This window comes from Aeromonas sp. QDB39 (assembly GCF_027707585.1).
Lineage (GTDB): Bacteria > Pseudomonadota > Gammaproteobacteria > Enterobacterales > Aeromonadaceae > Aeromonas > Aeromonas hydrophila.
In genome coordinates this window covers 39185-57502 of the sequence record NZ_JAPCIV010000032.1, presented here as the reverse complement: position 1 = coordinate 57502, position 18318 = coordinate 39185, and the positions used below count along the sequence as shown (strand labels likewise).

Annotated in this window: 20 protein-coding genes, 1 tRNA gene and 1 riboswitch; of the genes, 3 read left to right on the top strand and 18 right to left on the bottom strand. The window is 55.8% G+C overall.

The genetic code is table 11. The features are described 5' to 3' along the window. Positions 1-46: 46 nt before the first annotated feature. The 5 genes from PG899_RS18100 to PG899_RS18080 form a co-directional block, all read right to left on the bottom strand. A complete protein-coding gene (locus PG899_RS18100) occupies positions 47-850 on the bottom strand; it encodes a site-specific integrase (RefSeq protein WP_270697534.1) in 804 nt (267 codons plus the stop codon). Positions 851-1048: 198 nt separating this feature from the next. After that, positions 1049-2221, bottom strand: coding sequence for a tyrosine-type recombinase/integrase (locus PG899_RS18095; protein ID WP_199763661.1), 1173 nt, complete (start codon positions 2219-2221; stop codon positions 1049-1051). A gap of 244 nt (positions 2222-2465) precedes the next feature. After that, positions 2466-3854 carry a site-specific integrase gene (locus PG899_RS18090; RefSeq protein ID WP_063625531.1) on the bottom strand — a complete coding sequence of 463 codons (1389 nt, stop codon included), beginning with the start codon at positions 3852-3854 and terminating at the stop codon, positions 2466-2468. A 91-nt stretch (positions 3855-3945) separates the two neighbouring features. Then, positions 3946-4033 (bottom strand) — tRNA-Ser (locus tag PG899_RS18085). Between the two features lie 146 nt (positions 4034-4179). Continuing rightward, positions 4180-4635 (bottom strand): YbjN domain-containing protein, encoded by a 456-nt coding sequence (locus tag PG899_RS18080; RefSeq protein WP_029301206.1) that lies wholly within the window; start codon positions 4633-4635, stop codon positions 4180-4182. A 158-nt stretch (positions 4636-4793) separates the two neighbouring features. Here PG899_RS18080 and PG899_RS18075 point away from each other — a divergent pair, with 158 nt between their 5' ends. Further along, positions 4794-6131 (top strand): flavohemoglobin expression-modulating QEGLA motif protein, encoded by a 1338-nt coding sequence (locus tag PG899_RS18075; protein ID WP_016350446.1) that lies wholly within the window; start codon positions 4794-4796, stop codon positions 6129-6131. Positions 6132-6199: 68 nt separating this feature from the next. On the opposite strand, the gene PG899_RS18070 is transcribed toward PG899_RS18075, so the two are convergent. Continuing rightward, on the bottom strand, positions 6200-6781 hold the full coding sequence (locus tag PG899_RS18070; protein ID WP_016350445.1) for a thymidine kinase: 582 nt from the start codon (positions 6779-6781) through the stop codon (positions 6200-6202). Between the two features lie 86 nt (positions 6782-6867). Beyond that, a complete protein-coding gene (locus PG899_RS18065; protein ID WP_011705702.1) occupies positions 6868-8448 on the bottom strand; it encodes a Na+/H+ antiporter NhaC family protein in 1581 nt (526 codons plus the stop codon). Between the two features lie 86 nt (positions 8449-8534). Continuing rightward, positions 8535-8706: riboswitch (Lysine riboswitch) on the bottom strand. A gap of 321 nt (positions 8707-9027) precedes the next feature. Between PG899_RS18065 and PG899_RS18060 the strand changes: the two genes are divergently transcribed. Then, complete coding sequence (locus PG899_RS18060; protein WP_190283632.1) at positions 9028-9432, top strand: H-NS family histone-like protein; 405 nt, start codon at positions 9028-9030, stop codon at positions 9430-9432. 66 nt (positions 9433-9498) lie between these two features. On the opposite strand, the gene PG899_RS18055 is transcribed toward PG899_RS18060, so the two are convergent. The 5 genes from PG899_RS18055 to PG899_RS18035 all read right to left on the bottom strand — a co-directional run bounded on the left by PG899_RS18055 (position 9499) and on the right by PG899_RS18035 (position 12440). Beyond that, a complete protein-coding gene (locus PG899_RS18055; protein WP_085735180.1) occupies positions 9499-10062 on the bottom strand; it encodes a cob(I)yrinic acid a,c-diamide adenosyltransferase in 564 nt (187 codons plus the stop codon). Beyond that, positions 10059-10289, bottom strand: a complete 231-nt coding sequence (locus tag PG899_RS18050) for a DUF3820 family protein (protein WP_005299948.1) — start codon at positions 10287-10289, stop codon at positions 10059-10061. The genes PG899_RS18055 and PG899_RS18050 overlap by 4 nt, the downstream gene beginning before the upstream one ends. 1 nt (position 10290) lies before the next feature. Further along, entirely contained in the window at positions 10291-10962 is a 672-nt protein-coding gene (gene queE, locus PG899_RS18045) for a 7-carboxy-7-deazaguanine synthase QueE (protein ID WP_045526445.1), read from the bottom strand. Positions 10963-11023: 61 nt separating this feature from the next. Further along, the gene (queC, locus tag PG899_RS18040) at positions 11024-11731 is read right to left on the bottom strand and encodes a 7-cyano-7-deazaguanine synthase QueC (RefSeq protein WP_190283633.1); all 708 of its coding nucleotides are present in this window, start codon (positions 11729-11731) and stop codon (positions 11024-11026) included. A 22-nt stretch (positions 11732-11753) separates the two neighbouring features. Further along, positions 11754-12440 carry a tRNA-uridine aminocarboxypropyltransferase gene (locus PG899_RS18035; protein ID WP_080697974.1) on the bottom strand — a complete coding sequence of 229 codons (687 nt, stop codon included), beginning with the start codon at positions 12438-12440 and terminating at the stop codon, positions 11754-11756. Between PG899_RS18035 and rrtA the strand changes: the two genes are divergently transcribed. Next, a complete protein-coding gene (rrtA, locus tag PG899_RS18030) occupies positions 12370-12948 on the top strand; it encodes a rhombosortase (protein ID WP_225319234.1) in 579 nt (192 codons plus the stop codon). The two genes, PG899_RS18035 and rrtA, sit on opposite strands and share 71 nt — an antisense overlap. A 47-nt stretch (positions 12949-12995) precedes the next feature. Here the strand turns inward: rrtA and pyrF are convergent, their stop codons facing one another. The 6 genes from pyrF to cmk form a co-directional block, all read right to left on the bottom strand. Continuing rightward, positions 12996-13697: an orotidine-5'-phosphate decarboxylase gene (gene pyrF, locus PG899_RS18025; RefSeq protein WP_011705694.1), complete on the bottom strand. Its 702-nt coding sequence runs from the start codon at positions 13695-13697 to the stop codon at positions 12996-12998. 101 nt (positions 13698-13798) lie between these two features. After that, a complete protein-coding gene (gene lapB, locus PG899_RS18020) occupies positions 13799-14965 on the bottom strand; it encodes a lipopolysaccharide assembly protein LapB (protein ID WP_016350438.1) in 1167 nt (388 codons plus the stop codon). 9 nt (positions 14966-14974) lie between these two features. After that, positions 14975-15259, bottom strand: coding sequence for a LapA family protein (locus tag PG899_RS18015; protein ID WP_011705692.1), 285 nt, complete (start codon positions 15257-15259; stop codon positions 14975-14977). Positions 15260-15415: 156 nt separating this feature from the next. Further along, a complete protein-coding gene (gene ihfB, locus PG899_RS18010; RefSeq protein WP_011705691.1) occupies positions 15416-15700 on the bottom strand; it encodes an integration host factor subunit beta in 285 nt (94 codons plus the stop codon). A 95-nt stretch (positions 15701-15795) separates the two neighbouring features. Beyond that, complete coding sequence (gene rpsA / locus PG899_RS18005) at positions 15796-17466, bottom strand: 30S ribosomal protein S1 (RefSeq protein ID WP_011705690.1); 1671 nt, start codon at positions 17464-17466, stop codon at positions 15796-15798. A gap of 93 nt (positions 17467-17559) precedes the next feature. Further along, complete coding sequence (gene cmk, locus PG899_RS18000; protein WP_011705689.1) at positions 17560-18252, bottom strand: (d)CMP kinase; 693 nt, start codon at positions 18250-18252, stop codon at positions 17560-17562. Between the last annotated feature and the right edge of the window lie 66 nt (positions 18253-18318).

Here is an 18318-nt window from a genome sequence, read left to right as displayed (position 1 = left end):
ACTCATGATGAACCCTGTTCCATGGCTCCAGATGACAAACATGATCTCATATCAGGGACTTGTTCGCACCTTCCCTAGGCAGTCGCCCACCTCTAGCCAATTTCCTATTGCCATAACGATCAACAGAGCCAGTGGCCTGATGGCCCATCAAATATGCAATACGTTGGCGGTCCATTCCGGAACCTTTGAGCTCAGAGCCGAGCTGGTGACGCCAGCTATAAAATGTGGGTAGAGCCCTACGCCTAGGCCATAGTTTTTTACCAGCAGCCCGCAGCCTGTCCTGCATCACACCAATGTCTACTCGTTGCGCCTGCATGACACAATATCTGAGCAGGCCAGAATCGATGCCATCCAACAGTAAAGTGCGGTCTGCCCCCCGTTGTCCGCTATGGCTTTTTTTAGCGCCCGTCACAATAAGCCGATTTCCATCCACTCTCAGACCTGAAAGCTCTGCGGGTCTAATACCTGCGTTTTTAAAAATGAGGATGGCAGAAACCATACTAATGTCACCACGCTGGTTAAAATATGATTTCAGAGCATCCTCATCTGCCTGATTGATCGCCCTCGCGCGGGGCTGTCTGGATTTTTTTGATAAATTACTACCATGTGCAGTCACAGGGTTTTTCGCCCTCCGAATACGCTCGGCAGCATCAACATAGCCCAGCATATTCTGGTGATATGCCAAAGCACATCGCAGTCTCCGCCAATACCCTGGTCGGTAATCTGGTGCACAGGCTAGCAATTCATTAGAAATGTTTTTTGCCGTGAGTGGTATCGCCCTATTTTCAAGGCGTTGGTAAAAAAATTCAGCCAGCTTCGTATACTCAAACTCAGTCTTTTTGGTAGTCATATATCTCCTAGGGCTCTTTTCGGCCCCTATTTAAAATCTATTATCTTAACGCAACAGTTATGAGCGCCAGCCATATAGGATAACACCTCACGTAACGTTTATCGTAAAATGATAGTGAACGGTATCACTACAATAATTGAATTATTGCATACAGTATTATATCGTGGATTTGTTGTTAGTTAAATAAAACCACTTGACCTATAAGAATATATTGTTTTTGTCTACTCCCCATCGCTGGCTCAATTTATGTATAGCTGCCATCCGCCTATCATCCATATGTAATGTAGATGAGCTATTAACGGAAATATCGTGTATTCTCGAATCACTATCGTCTATAGACGCAGTGTCTGAACCATAACACTGATGAGACTCGTCGGATTTAGCTATCGTAGCTGGTTCCAGTTTCGTAAAACCATTAAAACAGCGGTCCAGCACAGTATCCTCAACGGCATCATAATCAGGTGCATCCTCTACAATCCATTTCCCGTAGTGCCTATATATCATGGCGGTACTGGTTAGCCCCATTTTACGGGCAATCCGCTCTACAGAGACGCCCGCAGTGAGCATCTGACTCGCATAGGTGTGGCGGAATTGGCTAGGCCCTCGATAGCGTACAGCTACTCGTTCACAATAGGGCCTAAAAAATGCCTCCCGAAAATCGTCAACAGAGACATAGGGCCGATCTTCTTCCTGCGAATACGCCAATAAGGTTCTATACATCTGTAAAGATTTTTTATTGTCCGCTTGTAATACAGTAATTAACTGAGGTTGTCTTTGATGGGCATACTCAACCAGTGTTTTGGCTGCGCTCAGAGTCCAGCCACACAGTTCAATGACCCGTTTTGACTCCCTGGTTTTTGGGATTTTAAATTCCTTATCCACCAGCGCTAAATCGATAAACAGCTGCTGCTTATTCAGATCAATTGACTCGACAGTAAGAGCCATGAGTTCGCTAATTCGCAGCCCAGTACCGATTCCCAGGGTGATTAATGCCACCTCAATCGGGTAATGCTCCTCGCAACTCCTCAGAGCCTGGATCTCATGCTGTAAAAATGGATCGGGATCGTTGGAAGATGTTTTACACGTTTTTATATTTTGTATCGGACTCATGGCAATCAGCCTATCGTCCACAGCCCGAGTGAATATCTGCCGCAAGATTGAGAGATAGTGATTTACAGTTTTGTTACTATATTCCTGATGCAACCTAGCCAAAAAGAGGCCCATGTCGGTTGCGGTCACATCAGAGATAATCTGCCTACCAATCCATTTATTCAGCTGTTCAGATTTGCGACGAAAAGCCTTAAATGTAGCTGGCGCATATGCCGGCTTCATAATAAGAACATTATTTTTTAGTGCCACTTCAATCGTCATTGCCATCCTGTTTTTTCTATACGCCATTAACTCCATCCTCATGTCATTTGCAGTGAGACTAACCGCATCAAAACGACATGTCAACATGCAAAATCACATTTTTTCAGGCTTGTCAATATCCATTTTTACTAATATTTCAGTGGAATTTAAGACAGGTTATTAGATATTCCTAATGTGCGTCATTCATCACCAGAAAAAACAATATAAATAGTCCAGATGAAATTATTTATATTATTTAATAATCTTATTCTGGACGGTGAGGGAGAACAAATTTAAGCGCATCAGAAAAATCTAATTGTTCTACTACAGCCTGCAAACGCTGCACTGTGGATTTTTTTCCATAATGGCGATAGGTAAAACCAATTTTGCTATGTCCTGCCAGGTCTGCGACCGCATGTTCGGGTGTATCACGCTGTTGCAGCTCATCAATAACGGTGTGACGGAACCCATAGGCGGTAGGTCGTTGCCCCGCCACAAATCCCAGTTTCCCCAGGTAGCGGGAGAAGCGGCACTCGAAATTTTTGGTCCATTCGCCAAACTCCCCTGTAGCCGTACAACTGAATAGCTGCACATGGCCCTGCCTACGTCGTAATTCGACATAATGCAGGAATCCCAGCGCAATCAACCTGCTGTGGATGGGTACGAGTCGCCTGCTGTTGCCGTTTTTGATCGACTGCGCCTCTCCCTCGTCGGTAATGTTGAGGCAAGCGATATTATTCTGGGTCATCACATCACTGACACGTAGCTGACAGATCTCCGCAGGCCGTGCGCCAGTGTGTAGTAGTACCAAGGGTATCCAATAGTCATCGACGTTGCTGTAAGCGTGCTGGGTGAAGTTTACCGAGCTGAACAATGCCCTGAGCTGGGTGGGCTCCCAGCGCTGTCGTGGGGTCGGCTGCGCACATTTTATTTTGACCTGATCAAATGGATTTTTGGCCGTATATTCCATCTGCACAGCAAAATTCAGCATCTGGGTACAGGCCGCCTTGTATTCACGCACAGTCTTCAGTCCCTTACTGGTCGCCAGCTCCTGAACAAACTGATCTACATGCCTGAATTTCAAAGCCTGTACGAAGAAGCCACCACCCACAGCGTTGATAAGTGCTGTTGTACGAGTCTGGAGCTGCTGGAGCGAACGTGATGAGATTTTTTCATTCGATTTGCGCTCCAGAAACTCAGCCTGCAACTGGCCCATTGCCTTGGGCACTGTAACCGGATCAAGGTGCTGCATCGGCTCAAGAGACGGCTGTAACTGCGATGCCCTCATTGGAGAGTCGCAGCAGGATGCTGCTGACACGTCATCGGGCTGACTATAAGGAAGTGGGGACGACTGAATAAGCCCGTTAGCAGAGGAAAGCAGTTGTTGGCGTAAGCGAGCCAGATCCGGCGCGATAAGGTCTCGAAAACGGGTCGTCGGCTGATGGCTGTCAGTCCTCAAGAGAGCGGGTAATCTGCCCATCATTATCTTGATGCCATGTGCTGCAACCAGATTGCGTAGCGTGGCTTCACTGCGATCCTTGGTGAGCAGGGAGACTCGGATCTCTAGGGGGCAGCCTAACAGGCGGAGGGATTGGGGAAACGGAATGCGGGTGTAGTAGTTTCCGTTTCGGTTTTTCAGCAAGTAGCTCGGCATGATCGTGACACCTCATAGTGACACTGGCCTTTTCGCTCCTCCAGAAACGAAAAAACCCCATGAAATTCATGGGGTTGATTCACACTCAATTTGGCGGTGAGGGAGGGATTCGAACCCTCGATACGTTGCCGTATACACACTTTCCAGGCGTGCTCCTTCAGCCACTCGGACACCTCACCAAATTTTGGTCTGCTGTTTAACGTGCTCAGCCAGCACGATGTTCGCTGCGCCGTTGCGCTGGAACGGGGCGTAATTTAGGGGAAAGCCCCGCCGGCGTCAACGGCTTTTTGCATCAGGCGAACCGTTCGCACATTTAACGCACAAATCAGTGCACAGACTCCGGTGCAACCTGGATTTCCGGCAGATTCAGGAAGCCCAACCGCTCGCATTCGGAGACCACTTCATGGGTGGTGGCGATGGTGCTTTCAACGAACAGCAGGAACTGCTCGACCGACAGACCGGCCTTGGTGAAGACGGTGTGGCCCACCACCAGACGCGGCAGGTTGTCATCGATGATGTCGAGGAACACCTTGAGCGACGGGTACTGCATGTTGAGACGACCCAGTTCGGCCACCAGCGGCAGCAAGGCGGAGGGACGCACCTCCAGCTCGGATGAAAACAGCAACCCTTCCTCTTCGACGAAGATCCGGCTCTCCTGAATGCCTTCGACGGACTGCAGAGAGACAATGTGGATACCGTGGCACTGATCACAGACGTAGTGCTCGATACGAGCCTGCTGCAACCAACGCATTATCATTTCGGAGCTGGGGATATTCATCATTTCCACGACACAATTGGGATCAAGGGGCGCAGTCTAAACCAATTTTCCGGCAACCAAAAGCGCACTGGCCGGATAAGCACACGCCTCGCTTCTTTTTGGCAAGCCGCCTGCATATACTCAGCCCATTCCAGCGCCACACTCGCCCCACAGGGGGCTAAATGACCATCCAAGAAAAGTACCGCCTGCATCTGAAATCCCTCTCGGATGAACTCTTGATCCTGCAAAAGCCCATCCGCATTCTGGATGCCATCAAGTGGCCCCGTCACCTGCAGGCCGACTTTTTGGCCAGTGGAGGACGTACGCTGCCGGCCGTCGACAAGGCCTTCTATGACGGCCTCCCCCTCGGCTTCGATCCCCGCAACAAGTATCTGGAGCTCAAGGAGTTGCGGGATAGGATCCGCCGCCGACTCGGCCCCCAGGACGAGCTTGGCCGCATCCTGCAAGAGACGGTGGATCAATATATGGTGGTCATCGAGATGCTGCGCCAGCGCGGCCAACCGGATTTTCTGCGCTACAGCCAGCTGCTGTACGGTTCGGCCGGAGATCACCTGCGTGGCGATCGCAAGACCCTCAAGGAGCTGGGCGCGAGGCTGTGCGATATCTTCTCCCTGCCCGGTGCCCGCCACCTGGTCCGCCCCTACCCCAAAGAGTTCGAGGGGGAAGCGGCGGTGGCCAAATTGCAGGGCAAGCTGTCGAGCTATTTCAGTGACGGCACCGTGCAGGTCAAGCTGAGCGATGGCATCGTCTCGGACGCAGCGGCCGGCGGCGATTACATCAAGCTCAACTCCCACGCCCGTTTCTCCGAGCTGGATCTGCAGGTGCTGGAGGTCCACGAGGGCTGGGTGCACGTGGGCACAACCCTCAACGGACGTCAGCAACCCTATGCCACCTGGCTCAGTGCCGGTTCGCCGCGCATCACTGCCTGTCAGGAGGGGTTGGCGGTGCTGATAGAAACCCTCACCTTCAGCTCCTTCCCGGATCGAGCCAAGCGCATCTCGGATCGGGTGATGGCCATCGACATGGCGGAGCGCGGCGCCGACTTCATCGAAGTGTTCCAGCACTTCGTCGGCCAGGGCACCAGCGAACACGACGCCTACAAGATCACCCAGCGGGTGTTTCGCGGCGGCATGGTCGAGGGGGGCGCCTGCTTCACCAAGGATCTCTCCTATGTGAAGGGCTATGTGGAGACGGTCAACTTCATCCGCAGCGCCGTGCTGGAGGGGGTGCCCGAGATCCTGCCCATGCTGTTTGTCGGCAAGGTGACCCTGGACGACATCCCGGTGCTCTATCAGCACTATCTGGAGGGGCTGATCAGTGCGCCCCGTTATCTGCCCCCCATGTTTCGCGATCTCACCGGCCTTTACGTCTGGTTCGGCTTCGCCTCCGGCATGTCACTGGTGGATATCGGCCGGGTGCAGCAGCACTTTCGCCAGCTGTTCCACCGTCTGCCGGTGGCCGATCCCATCATAGCCCCCGTCGACATCGAGATTGACTGAACCGCCAGCAACAAAAAAGGCGCCAGATTGGCGCCTTTTTCTATCTACTCATCGCGATGAAGAGGGGGCTATTTGAAGGCCCGTCCTTCCAGATAGTGTTTGCGGCACAGGGAGACATAACGATCATTGCCGCCGATCTCCACCTGCTCGCCATCGCGCATCACCTGGCCGGCTTCATTGACCCGGGAGTTCATGTGCGCCTTGTTGCCGCACCAGCAGATGCTTTTCAGCTCCTCGAACTTGTCGGCCAGGCAGAGCAGGTGGTAAGAGCCGGGAAACAGCTCGCCGCGAAAATCGGTCTTGAGGCCGTAGGCGATCACCGGAATGTCCTGCTCGTCGACGAGGCGGGCCAGCTGATAGACCTGCTCCTTGGTCAGGAACTGGGCTTCATCGACGATGAACACGTCGATGTGCCGCTCGGCATGGCGGGCTTTTACCATCTCGAACAGATCGCAGCTATCGCTGAACACCTCGACTCTCAGCTCCAACCCCACCCGGGCACTGATCACCCCGACCCCGAAGCGGTCGTCGATGGCGGGTGTCATGGCCAAGGGATGCATGCCCCGCTCCAGATAATTGAAGTGCGCCTGAATGAGCTGGGTCGATTTGCCTGAATTCATGGTGGCAAACTTGTAGTGCAGTGAAGCCATGGTACTGTTCCGAAACTGAATTTATGGGGCGCATGCTAACCAAAGCCCCCAACAAAACCAAGGGGCCTGGCGGCCCCTTGTATTTTTTATGCGATGGCCAGGTCCGCTTGGGACCTTGCCTTGCGCAAATGGTAGCTGGAGAAGATGACGAACCAGAGCGCACTGACACTGAAGCCTGCCAGCACCGAGTGCATCAGCCCCATCACCAGATAACCGAGGGCGGCGCCGAAGGCGATGGCCAGGGCATAGGGCAGCTGGGTCATCACGTGGTCGATGTGGTGGCAGCCAGCACCGGTGGCCGACAGGATACTGGTGCTGGAGATGGGCGAGCTGTGATCACCGAACACGGAACCGGCCAGAACGGCGGCCAGCATCGGCAGCATCAACGTGATGTCACTGGCCGCCGCCATGTCACCGGCCAATGGCAACATGATGCCGAAGGTGCCCCAGCTGGTGCCGGTGGCAAACGCCATGGCGCAGGAGAGGATGAAGACCACAGCCGGCAGCACTTCGATGGGCAGGTTGCCGTTGGCAAGCGATGCCAGGTACTTGCCGGTCTCGACGTCACGCACCACGGCGCCGATGGTCCAGGCAAACAGCAGGATGTTGATGGCCGGCAACATGGCCATGACCCCTTGCGGCGCAGCCTTGATCCAGTTCTTGGCACCGAGCTTGAGACGCATGGCCAGACCGATGGAGACCACCAGGCTGCACAGAGCACCATATACCAGGGACGAGCCGACGTTGGTATTCTCGAACGAGCCGAGCACGCTGAACGGCTCGCCATTGGCGGCCAGCACGGCCGCGCCGGAGTCAATCATGAAATAGACGGTGGCCGCGGTCAGGGTCAGGATCGGCAGTACCATGTCGATCATGCCGCCGTTGCTCTCCTCCGGACTCTCCATATCCAGGCCGATGGGGCGCCCCTTGGACTCATCCCACAGCTTGCCTTCCAGCGCCCACTGCTCGTGCTGACGCATCGGGCCGATGTCGAGCTGGAACGCGATCACCACCAGCACCATGATCAGAGTGAACACCGCATAGAGGTTCATCGGGATCATCTCGACGAAGGCGGAGATGGGACTCTGCCCGGTGATACCGTGAGCCGCCATGATGCCACCTACCAGGGCGATGATATAAGCCCCCCAGGAAGAGATGGGCATCAGCACGCAGACCGGTGCGGCGGTGGAGTCAAGCAAGTAAGCCAGCTTGGCGCGGGAGATCTGGAAGCGGTCAGTCACCGGACGGCAGATGGCCCCTACCGACAGGCTGTGGAAGAAGTCATCGATGAAGAAGGCAAAGACCATCATGCCGGTCAGCGTCTTGGCCCCCTTGCGGGTCTTGGCGCGCTTGGCAGCCCACTCGGCGAAGGCCCGGGTCGCACCGGAAACGCTCATCAGGCTGATGAGGCCGCCCAGCAGCAGCATGAACAGCAGCATGTTGATGTTGTCACGGTTGAGTGCCCCGTCGACCCAGAAGATCTTGAGCACGGTATTCAACATGTAATGCAGGGAATCGAGGGGAGAAAACTGGTTCAGCAGCAGGCTGCCAGTGACTATGCCCACCCCCAGCGACAGCAGGACGCGGCGGGTCAGGATTGCCAGGGCAACGGCCAGCAGGGGCGGAATGATTGACCAACCGGAGTCGGCGTAGTGAATGATGTCCATGATCTCTTTGCACCTAAAGACAGCAGGTGGAGATCTACCGAGAGGATAAAGAAACAAAACCCATGGGGAGGTAATACTCCTCAGCCCCTTCAGGTAGCGCTCCATAGTGGATGACTATGGCAGTCCTGCACCTATTAGATGCAGAACCAGCAGCCCGGTATGATGGCCTGGCTACTTCGGCGCTGACTCCTTTCCTCGTGCATCACAGGCATCACCCTCCGCACAAGTAGTCATAGGCAGCGCGCCTCTACTTAAAGGTATTCGAGGCACATTTTATCGTGCCGGCACGTTATAGCAAGTTTTTTGATTAAATCACCAAATGGCGTGGCTTAAAATGGCATGGTGGTAGTCAAATGGTGCAAACATTATGATTTTGTCGCTATTTTCATCTATCAAGAACTCAGTCGAGTATGTACATTGCCAATATTGCTGAATCGGGCCTGAATCCAAAATAGATCACTTAATTTCCACTATGAATTTATTAATTCAGCTGACTTGACTTGATCATAAATGGCCGTATAAATTAGCCAAAATTACTATATCTATTTAATTCACTCTTTTGCTCGCGTGGTGAACACTATGAACGAATTTTTGAAAGTCCTGCTGAATATCCGTAGCCTGCGTGCCGCTTGCCGTGAGCTGACACTGGAACAATTGGAAGAAGGTCTGGAAAAGCTCTCCGCTATTGTCAGCGAGCGCCAGCAGGATGAAGCCGCCGAGCGTCAGGCTCGCGAAGAACATCTGCGTAAAATTAACGAATATGCCGAAATGCTGAAAGCAGCCGGCATCGATCCGGCCGAATTGGTTGGCACCGTGGCCGTTGAACCCGCCAAGGCCAGCAAGGGCAAACGTGCTCCCCGCCCGGCCAAATACCGTTATATGGACAACGGCGTGGAAAAAACCTGGACCGGCCAGGGCCGCATGCCTTCCGTGATTGCCAAGGCCGTTGCCGAAGGTAAATCCGTCGAAGAATTTGCCATCTGATAAAGCCGCATCGGCGCAATAAAAAACCTCGCATCGCGAGGTTTTTTATTGTCTGTAGCCTGGCTATCAGCCCCGCTCTGCGGCCTTGACCCAGAGCACTTCTGGGGTCGCCGCACAGGCCAGCAGGTAACGGGCAATAGTGAAGAACCAGTCACTCAGCCTGTTCATGTAGGGCAGAATGGCCGGATTGAGCTGCTCGCTGCGGCTCAAGGTCAGCAGCAGACGCTCGCAGCGCCGGGTGAGGGTTCGCACCACATGGGCTTGTGCCGCCGCACGGGAACCACTGGGCAAAATAAAATTGCGCAGCACAGGTAAATTGGCGCTGTAGGCATCAATTTGTTGCTCCAGCCGCACGGTCCACTCATTATTCACCTGCCAGATGGCTGCTTCCTGAGCGACGCTGGAAAATGCCAGCTCCCCGCCTAGATCGAACAATTCCTGTTGCAATAATAACAAGTCAGCCAATAATCCGGTTTCGGCCGCAGGCACCTCGGCAATAAGAAGACCTATATGAGAATTTAATTCATCAATATAACCATAGGTTTCTACCCGCATATCGTCTTTGGCCAGTTGCAGCCCATCGGCCAGGCGAGTCATGCCCTTGTCACCCTGCCTCGTATATATCCTCATACCGACATCCTGTTAATAATGGGAACAATCATGGATTCCAGCCCGTTGAGCTTGATTTCATAGGCCAGCGCCAGCGTTTGACCCAGTGAACCGGCGGGAAAACCGGTGCGGGCCAGCCACACCAGATAAGGCTCCGGAATATCGATGATGCGACGTCCCCGATATTTGCCATAAGGCATCTTGTTGGCCAGGGACAACAATACCCGCTCGTCGGACAACCACTCCATCTCAATCGATATCCAGATATTTATGGGTCTGGATGGAGAGCCGCCAATTGCGAGCAATGCAGGTTGCCATCGCCAATTGAGTGGCCCTGGGTTTCTGGCTGATGGGTTGCAGCGCGATCACCACGTTTTCACGCAAGCTGGCGGTGGCCAGCAACGCATCCAGCTCCTCCACATGGCGCTCGGTGGCCACCGGATGCTTGATCTCGTTGGCTCGCTCGAGGGCAGAGACCAGCACCGGCAGCCCTCCCTTCATATTGATTTTGGGAGATACGGTGACCCAGGTCTGCTCATGGGTCTGGATCTCGCTGGTACCGCTGGTTTCGATCTGCACCTGATAACCCGCCTCAATCAGGGCGGCAGAGAGATCCTGCAGATCATAGAGGCAGGGTTCCCCACCCGTGATCACCACGTGACGCGCCTGATAACCAAGCTGCTGGAAGCTGGCCAGGATCTGCGCCGTGCTCATCTTGCTCCAGCCATCGGATTCGTTGGAGCAGTCGAGTACCGCCTGTACCCCCACTTCACGAGCAGGATCGACCACCCAGGTATGACGGGTATCGCACCAGGGACACCCCACCGGGCAGCCCTGCAGGCGAACGAAGATGGCGGGCAGGCCGGTGAAGACCCCCTCCCCCTGGATGGTCTGGAATATCTCGTTGATTGGGTAGTGCATCTTGGTCACGGCTGGTTGCAAAAGTCGCGGATTATACCCCAAGCATGGCCGAGACGCAGGCTCAGCATCCGCTTTTCTCGCCCAGCCCGGTTTTTTGGTGCAAGCGTGCCGTCACGCCCGCCTTGTCCGCCAGGTACTGCTGCAGGCCACGGCTGCGCAGATCGCAGGCAGGACAGGCACCGCAACCGTCGCCGGCAATGCCGTTGTAGCAGGTGAGGGTCTGCTGGCGCACGGTGTCGAGGTGGCCGTAGTGATCCGCCAGTGCCCAGGTCTCGGCCTTGTCGAGCCACATCAGCGGGGTCTCGAAGCGAATGGCGCGATCCAGCCCCAAGGAGACTGCCTGATTGAGCGCCTTGACGAACTCGTCGCGGCAGTCGGGATAACCGGAGAAATCGGTCTCGCACACCCCGGTGATCACCGCCTCGGCGCCCACCTGATAGGCGTAGATGGCCGCCAGGGTGAGGAACAGGATGTTGCGGCCCGGTACGAAGGTATTGGGCAGGCCGTTGTCCTGCAGCTCGAAGCTCACCGGGATCTCGTCCCGGGTCAGGGCCGAGATGGCCAGCTCGCCCAGCATGGTCACGTCCATCACCTTGTGGGCGGCGATGCCGAGCCCACTGGCCAGACGGCGCGCCGTCTCGATCTCTTCCCGATGGAGCTGACCATAATCGAAGGTGATGGCGTGCACCTCGTCATAACGGGACAAGGCCTGGATCAGGCAGGTGGTGCTGTCTTGACCACCACTGAATACCACAACGGCTTTTTTCACGAATTATTCTCCTCTGGGCAGTTCAACTGCGCCGGCCCTGGGCAAAATCGTGCCACTGCCGGTTCAAATGGGTAAAAAGGGTCATCAGCGGGGCGAAGCGATCGGGCGCCCTCTCCCACTGCGACAACAGATGGTAGCCCGCTTCCAGGGTCGACAGCGCCTCTGGAAACGGCTTCTTGCGAATGGAATATTGCCCCGCGACGGCATCCAGCTTTATCCGCGGCAGCTGCTGCAACTCAGGGTTGCTTTGCAGCATCCGGTAGGCCTTGCGCCAGGTTCCATCAAGCAGCAAAAAACAGACCCGACGAGCCGGCTCGGTCGCCTCCCTCTCCCGTACCCTGGCAAGCGAGATGGCTTCCTCATCCGGCCACAGCAGATAACACTGCAGCGCGGGATCGGCCAGCAAGGCAGCCAGCTCGGGAACATCGGCCACCTGTTCGCCCACGTGCAGGCGGGCCTGCGCCAGCGAGGCGGCCAGCAGGATGGCGGTACCCTTGGGATGCCCGACTTCGCTCGGATGCTGCAAAATATGGAGAGGGGCGAGATGCGGCACCTGCCGAATATAATCACACAGACAGGCTTTGAGGGCTCTGGTGCAACGTGTACAGTAGCGGCTCTTGTTGTCGTCGGACTGTTTCATGTTGTCAGAAAAATCAGGATTGCTCTGGGTCATCACGCTTTCACTCGCCAGTTTGCTGCTCTTTTTCATCGTGCCGAATCACCAGCTCTCCTTCGATCGCACCCTGATAGCACAGGGTGAAGGGTGGCGCATCATAACAGGCAATGTGGCCCACACCAATCTGTGGCACCTGCTGCTCAATCTGAGCGGGTTGTGGGTACTTTACAGCCTGTTTCGCGAATACCTGACCGGTTGTCGGCTGCCGCTGCTGCTGTTGTTGCTCGGCTCCGCCGTCGGGCTCGGTATCTGGTGGTGGTGTCCGCAGACCCAGTGGTACATGGGATTGTCGGGCGCGCTGCATGGCCTGTTCGTCTGGGGCGCGCTGCAGGATATCCGCTATCGCCGCTACTCCGGCTGGTTGATGTTGGCAGGGGTGGCGATCAAGCTCGGGGTGGACTTCTACAGTGCGGGAGAGAGCCCGGTGTCCGCCCTCATCGGCGCCAGGGTACACATTGAATCACATCTGATTGGCTCGGGCGCCGGCCTGCTACTCGGCCTGCTCCCGATCACCCTGCGCGAGCCCGCTCCCAAGGAGTGACTCGGCCCTGATGCAATGCCGGCCCCATCGGGCCGGCATCCAGTCCATTATCGATTTGCCAGCTCTGCGTTGATACCTGCCAGCATGGCGGCAGGATCGGCCGCCTGGGTGATGGGGCGGCCAATTACCAGATAGTCGGCCCCCGCCTCCACCGCCGCCAGCGGTGTCATGACCCGGCGTTGATCCCCGGCAGCCGAGCCAGCGGGACGGATCCCCGGCGTCACCAGCTTGAAGTCGGCGCCGAGCAGCGCCTTCAATTCACGCGCCTCTTCGGCGGAGCAGACCACCCCATCGAGCCCCGCCTCCTTGGTCAATTTGGCCAGCCGGATCACCTGCTCGGCCGGGCCGACAGTAAGCCCCAGCGGCGCCATGTCGGCCTGCTCCATGCTGGTCAACACGGTCACCCCGATAAGCAGTGGCGCCTTGTCGCCATAAGGCAGCAGCGCCTCCTTGGCAGCCCGCATCATCCGCTCGCCACCGCTGGCGTGCACGTTCACCATCCAGACGCCGAGCTCGGCACTGGCGGCTACCGCCTTGGCAACGGTGTTGGGAATGTCGTGAAACTTCAGATCCAGAAAGACATCAAATCCCTTGGCAACCAGCTGACGCACGAACTGGGGGCCAAACAGGGTAAACATCTCCTTGCCTACCTTGAGACGGCACTGGGCCGGGGAGATACGTTCAATGAAGGCGAAGGCATCGGCCTCGTGCTGATAATCCAGCGCAACCAGTACTTTGGGATCTAGCATCTCACTTCCTATCGATGGTTATTCGCCGCCCGGAGCTTGGCCCCGGCTCGACCTGAAAACACCAGGCCGCAGGGGCCTGGCTCATGATCTTGTGGTGGCTCTTACTCCCCGTCCAGGCCGCGGATCGGCTTGATGGACCCCCACTGGCGGCAGGAGGGACACTGCCAGAACAGGGAGTGGGTGGCAAAACCGCACTGCCGGCACTTGTGGGTGGATTTGATCTTGATCTGCTCGCCAACCAGCTGCTGCAAGAGCTCAAGGCTCTCCTTGGCGGGGCCCTCCTCAGCGCTTGCCAGCTGGAAGCCCACCAGCTGATAGAAGCCCTTCATGGAGGGATGACGGCGCAATTGGCGCAGCACCAGCGCACGGGCCTGACTCAGGCCGTCACGCTCCTCCACCAGCTTGGCCAGTGCCAGGGTCACGCTGACGCCGGCATGATCCTCCACCGCCTGCTCCAGCAGGGGAATGAGATCGTGGGCACGACCCAGCCGCTGATAGCACTCATTGAGGGAGGGAATGGCTTCGGAGGCAAAGTCGATATCCTGCTCGAACACCCGCAAGAGATCCTTGCTGGCCTGCTCGTACTCCCCTGCTGCCATGGCCAGCTCCGCCAGACGCAGACTGGCACGGGCACAGGCGGGGTTGACGCTGAGCGCCCGCTTGAGCTTGGCAAGCCCGGCGGGTTTGTCCCCTTCACGCAAGGCGCTCTCTGCCTGCTCGCAGTAAAAATGGGAAATGGGCTCGGCCAGCTTCTTGCCCTGAAACTTCTGCAGCCGTACCGCCACGTCGATGGCCTTGTCCCAATCCCGCAGTTGCTGATGAATGATCAACAGCTGGGCCAGCGCCGTCTCTTCATAGTCGCTGTCATCGCACAGCTCGTTCCACAGCGCCTCGGCCCTGTCCAGCAGGCCGGCAGCAAGAAAGTCGCGCGCCAGCTCCTGCAACGCCAGCTGGCGCTGTTCCCGGGTCAGCTGGCGGGTCACCAGGTTCTGGTGGATCTTGATGGCGCGATCCACCTCGCCACGCTGGCGAAACAGGTTGCCGAGGGAGAGGTGGGTTTCGATGGTTTCGCTGTCCACTTCCAGCAGCTGGATAAAGAGATCCACCGCCTTGTCTGATTCATCGGACAACAAATAATTGAGGCCCGCCACGTACTGGCGGGAAAACTGGTTACTCTGTTTCTGGGTGTCCTGGCGAACACTCCTGCGCCCCATGTACCAGCCGTAGCCGGCAGCAATGGGCAACAGCAGGAAAAGCAGTTCAAGCATCGAGGGACATTATTCCTTGGCAGCCGACCGAGCCAGCTCCAACTCGCGGGATTGACGGCGCATGGTGCGATTGAGGGTGCGATTCTGCATCTTCAGACGCAGGAACAAGAGACCGAATACCAGCCAGCCCAGCAGGAAGCCACCACCAAAAAAGAATCCCAGCAACATGGAGAGTGAAAACTCACCCTGGGCAATCAGATAGTTGAACTGCACCAGCTGACCATTTTGCGAACCGACGGCCAGGGTCAGAATAAACACCAGCACCAGTGGAATGAGGGCCAAGATACGCTTCATAGGAGCTCCCTGTCAGTATCTAATGAAAGGCTGATTATCCTTAAAATCACCGGCAGACTCTAGAGCGAATGGGAAAAGACTTGGAGAAACCGGACAATTGCCACAAGGCAAACCATAAAAACAAAAAAGGCATACCCAAGTATGCCATTTTCTGCATTATTCAGCGATGTTCACACGCTCGCGTAACTCTTTGCCAGGTTTGAAATGGGGAACATATTTCCCGGTCAATTCAACCTTGTCCCCGGTTTTGGGGTTGCGGCCCACGCGGGGGGCACGATAGTGCAGTGAAAAACTTCCAAATCCACGGATTTCAATCCGGTCGCCGTTTTGCAAAGTCGATGCCATCTGCTCAAGGATCTCCTTGATGGCAGCTTCGACATCCTTGGCCGGCATATGCATGCGGCTGGCAGCCAATTGTTCGATGAGATCTGATTTGGTCATAACATTAAATCTCCTTCCCCGATCACATGCAATATTCATTACGCCAATGATAAAAAAGGGCGGCGTGACACGCCGCCCTTTTCTTGCATCAAGGATTATTCACCCTTGGCGGCTTTGAACGCTTCAGCCATGGCATTGCTGAACACAACTTCTTCTTGTTGGTTCAGGCTGTCGATAGCAACACGCTCATCAGCCTCGTCCTTAGCGCGGACAGACAGGCTTACAGTGCGGTTCTTGCGATCAACGCCCATGAACTTGGCTTCAACTTCGTCACCAACAGACAGCACCAGAGTGGCGTCTTCTACGCGGTCACGAGCAGCGTCGGAGGCACGCAGGTAGCCTTCTACACCGTCAGCCAGTTCGATCACGGCACCCTTGGCATCAACCTCGGTAACCTTACCCTTCACAATAGCACCTTTCTTGTTGTCAGACAGGTACTTATTGAACGGGTCTTCTTCGATCTGCTTGACGCCCAGGGAGATGCGCTCGCGCTCCGGGTCCACTTGCAGAACAACGGCTTCGATCTCGTCGCCCTTCTTGAATTCACGCACGGCTTCTTCGCCCTGGTTGTTCCAGGAGATGTCAGACAGGTGAACCAGGCCGTCGATGCCGCCATCCAGACCGATGAAGATACCGAAGTCAGTGATGGACTTGATCTTGCCGGAAACACGGTCGCCCTTGGCGTGAGTTTCGGCAAACAGCTGCCACGGGTTGGATTTGCACTGCTTCAGACCCAGGGAGATACGACGACGCTCTTCGTCGATGTCCAGAACCATCACGTCAACCACGTCGCCAACGTTAACAACCTTGGACGGGTGGATGTTCTTGTTGGTCCAATCCATCTCGGATACGTGTACCAGGCCTTCCACGCCTTCTTCGATTTCAACGAAGCAGCCGTAGTCGGTCAGGTTGGTCACGCGGCCAGACAGACGGGTGGTCTCCGGGTAACGCTTGGCGATAGCAACCCAGGGATCTTCGCCCAGCTGCTTCAGACCCAGGGATACACGGGTACGCTCGCGGTCGAACTTCAGAACCTTGACTGCGATCTCGTCGCCAACGTTGACGATTTCGGAAGGATGCTTAACGCGCTTCCACGCCATGTCGGTGATGTGCAGCAGGCCGTCAACACCGCCCAGATCTACGAACGCACCGTAGTCGGTCAGGTTCTTGACGATACCCTTAACTTCTTGACCTTCTTGCAGGTTAGCCAGCAGGCTTTCGCGCTCGGAGGTGTTCTCGGTCTCGATCACGGCACGACGGGAAACAACAACGTTGTTGCGCTTCTGGTCCAGCTTGATGACTTTGAACTCGAGTTCTTTGTTTTCCAGGTGAGCGGTGTCACGGATCGGACGCACGTCAACCAGAGAACCCGGCAGGAAGGCACGGATGCCGTTCAGTTCAACGGTGAAACCACCCTTGACCTTGCCGTTGATGATACCGATAACGGTAGCTTGCTCTTCGTAAGCTTTTTCAAGCTGCAGCCAGGCTTCGTGGCGCTTGGCTTTTTCGCGGGACAGCTTGGTTTCGCCGAAACCATCTTCGATAGAGTCCAGAGCCACGTCAACGGAGTCGCCTACGTTGATTTCCAGCTCGCCCATGGCGTTCTTGAATTCTTCAGCCGGGATAGCGGACTCGGATTTCAGACCGGCGTCAACCAGTACGAAACCATTTTCGATAGCAACGACAGTACCCTTGACGATGGAACCTTGACGGGTTTCAACGGCGTTCAGGGACTCTTCAAAGAGTTGAGCAAAAGATTCGATCATTGTTTATGTCACAAATGAAACATCCACTTGCAATCCGGCACAAGCGGGGTTGTTTTAAATTATCTGCGCCATCCATGGTGCAGACGACTGACATCAGTTTGTACTGACATCACCAAGTTGTTGCTCTGCATAGGCAAGTACCGTTACCAGCACTTCGTCTATGGACATGGCGGTTGAATCCACCACGAGAGCATCTTCTGCCGGTTTAAGGGGGGCAACGGCGCGATTTCTGTCGCGATCGTCACGTTCCCGAATCTCGGTTAAAAGACGCTCAAAGTTAACATCAAAGCCCTTATCTTGCAACTGCTTATAGCGGCGGGCAGCCCGTTCTTCGGCGCTGGCGTCGAGGAAAATCTTCACCTCGGCTTCCGGGAAAACCACCGTGCCCATGTCACGGCCGTCGGCGATGAGGCCGGGGGCTTGGCGAAATGCACGCTGACGACGCAGCAGAGCTTCGCGCACCCGTGGGAACGCGGCGATTTTACTGGCGGCATTGCCCACTTCCTCGGTACGGATGGTGCGGGAGACATCCTCCCCTTCCAGCACGACCTTCACCTGCTCGGCATCGACCTGGAACTGCACGTCCAGATTGGCAGCCAGGGGAACCAGCGCAGCTTCAGCATCGAGCTCTACATCGTGATGCAGAGCGGCCAGGGCCAGCACCCGATAGATGGCGCCGGAATCGAGCAGGTGCCAACCCAGTTTTTCAGCCAGCAACTGACACAGGGTGCCCTTGCCTGCACCACTCGGGCCATCAATTGTCATCACGGGGGCCATCTGCGGCATAACGTCTCTCCTGCACACTTGTTGCACACATCCCGGGAGGGATGGGGTAATGGGCGCCGATTATAC

Bases quoted from the DNA above. Each gene is read 5' to 3' on its own strand.
- PG899_RS18090 (WP_063625531.1), bottom strand. From the start codon at position 3,854: ATGCCGAGCTACTTGCTGAAAAACCGAAACGGAAACTACTACACCCGC.
- rpsA (WP_011705690.1), bottom strand. From the start codon at position 17,466: ATGATCGAATCTTTTGCTCAACTCTTTGAAGAGTCCCTGAACGCCGTT.
- PG899_RS18060 (WP_190283632.1), top strand. From the start codon at position 9,028: ATGAACGAATTTTTGAAAGTCCTGCTGAATATCCGTAGCCTGCGTGCC.
- PG899_RS18075 (WP_016350446.1), top strand. From the start codon at position 4,794: ATGACCATCCAAGAAAAGTACCGCCTGCATCTGAAATCCCTCTCGGAT.
- PG899_RS18015 (WP_011705692.1), bottom strand. From the start codon at position 15,259: ATGAAGCGTATCTTGGCCCTCATTCCACTGGTGCTGGTGTTTATTCTG.
- PG899_RS18095 (WP_199763661.1), bottom strand. From the start codon at position 2,221: ATGACGATTGAAGTGGCACTAAAAAATAATGTTCTTATTATGAAGCCG.
- PG899_RS18065 (WP_011705702.1), bottom strand. From the start codon at position 8,448: ATGGACATCATTCACTACGCCGACTCCGGTTGGTCAATCATTCCGCCC.
- ihfB (WP_011705691.1), bottom strand. From the start codon at position 15,700: ATGACCAAATCAGATCTCATCGAACAATTGGCTGCCAGCCGCATGCAT.
- lapB (WP_016350438.1), bottom strand. From the start codon at position 14,965: ATGCTTGAACTGCTTTTCCTGCTGTTGCCCATTGCTGCCGGCTACGGC.
- PG899_RS18070 (WP_016350445.1), bottom strand. From the start codon at position 6,781: ATGGCTTCACTGCACTACAAGTTTGCCACCATGAATTCAGGCAAATCG.
- pyrF (WP_011705694.1), bottom strand. From the start codon at position 13,697: ATGCTAGATCCCAAAGTACTGGTTGCGCTGGATTATCAGCACGAGGCC.
- PG899_RS18080 (WP_029301206.1), bottom strand. From the start codon at position 4,635: ATGATGAATATCCCCAGCTCCGAAATGATAATGCGTTGGTTGCAGCAG.
- cmk (WP_011705689.1), bottom strand. From the start codon at position 18,252: ATGCCGCAGATGGCCCCCGTGATGACAATTGATGGCCCGAGTGGTGCA.
- PG899_RS18050 (WP_005299948.1), bottom strand. From the start codon at position 10,289: ATGGAGTGGTTGTCCGACGAGCGGGTATTGTTGTCCCTGGCCAACAAG.
- PG899_RS18035 (WP_080697974.1), bottom strand. From the start codon at position 12,440: ATGAAAAAGAGCAGCAAACTGGCGAGTGAAAGCGTGATGACCCAGAGC.
- PG899_RS18100 (WP_270697534.1), bottom strand. From the start codon at position 850: ATGACTACCAAAAAGACTGAGTTTGAGTATACGAAGCTGGCTGAATTT.
- PG899_RS18055 (WP_085735180.1), bottom strand. From the start codon at position 10,062: ATGAGGATATATACGAGGCAGGGTGACAAGGGCATGACTCGCCTGGCC.
- queE (WP_045526445.1), bottom strand. From the start codon at position 10,962: ATGCACTACCCAATCAACGAGATATTCCAGACCATCCAGGGGGAGGGG.
- rrtA (WP_225319234.1), top strand. From the start codon at position 12,370: ATGTTGTCAGAAAAATCAGGATTGCTCTGGGTCATCACGCTTTCACTC.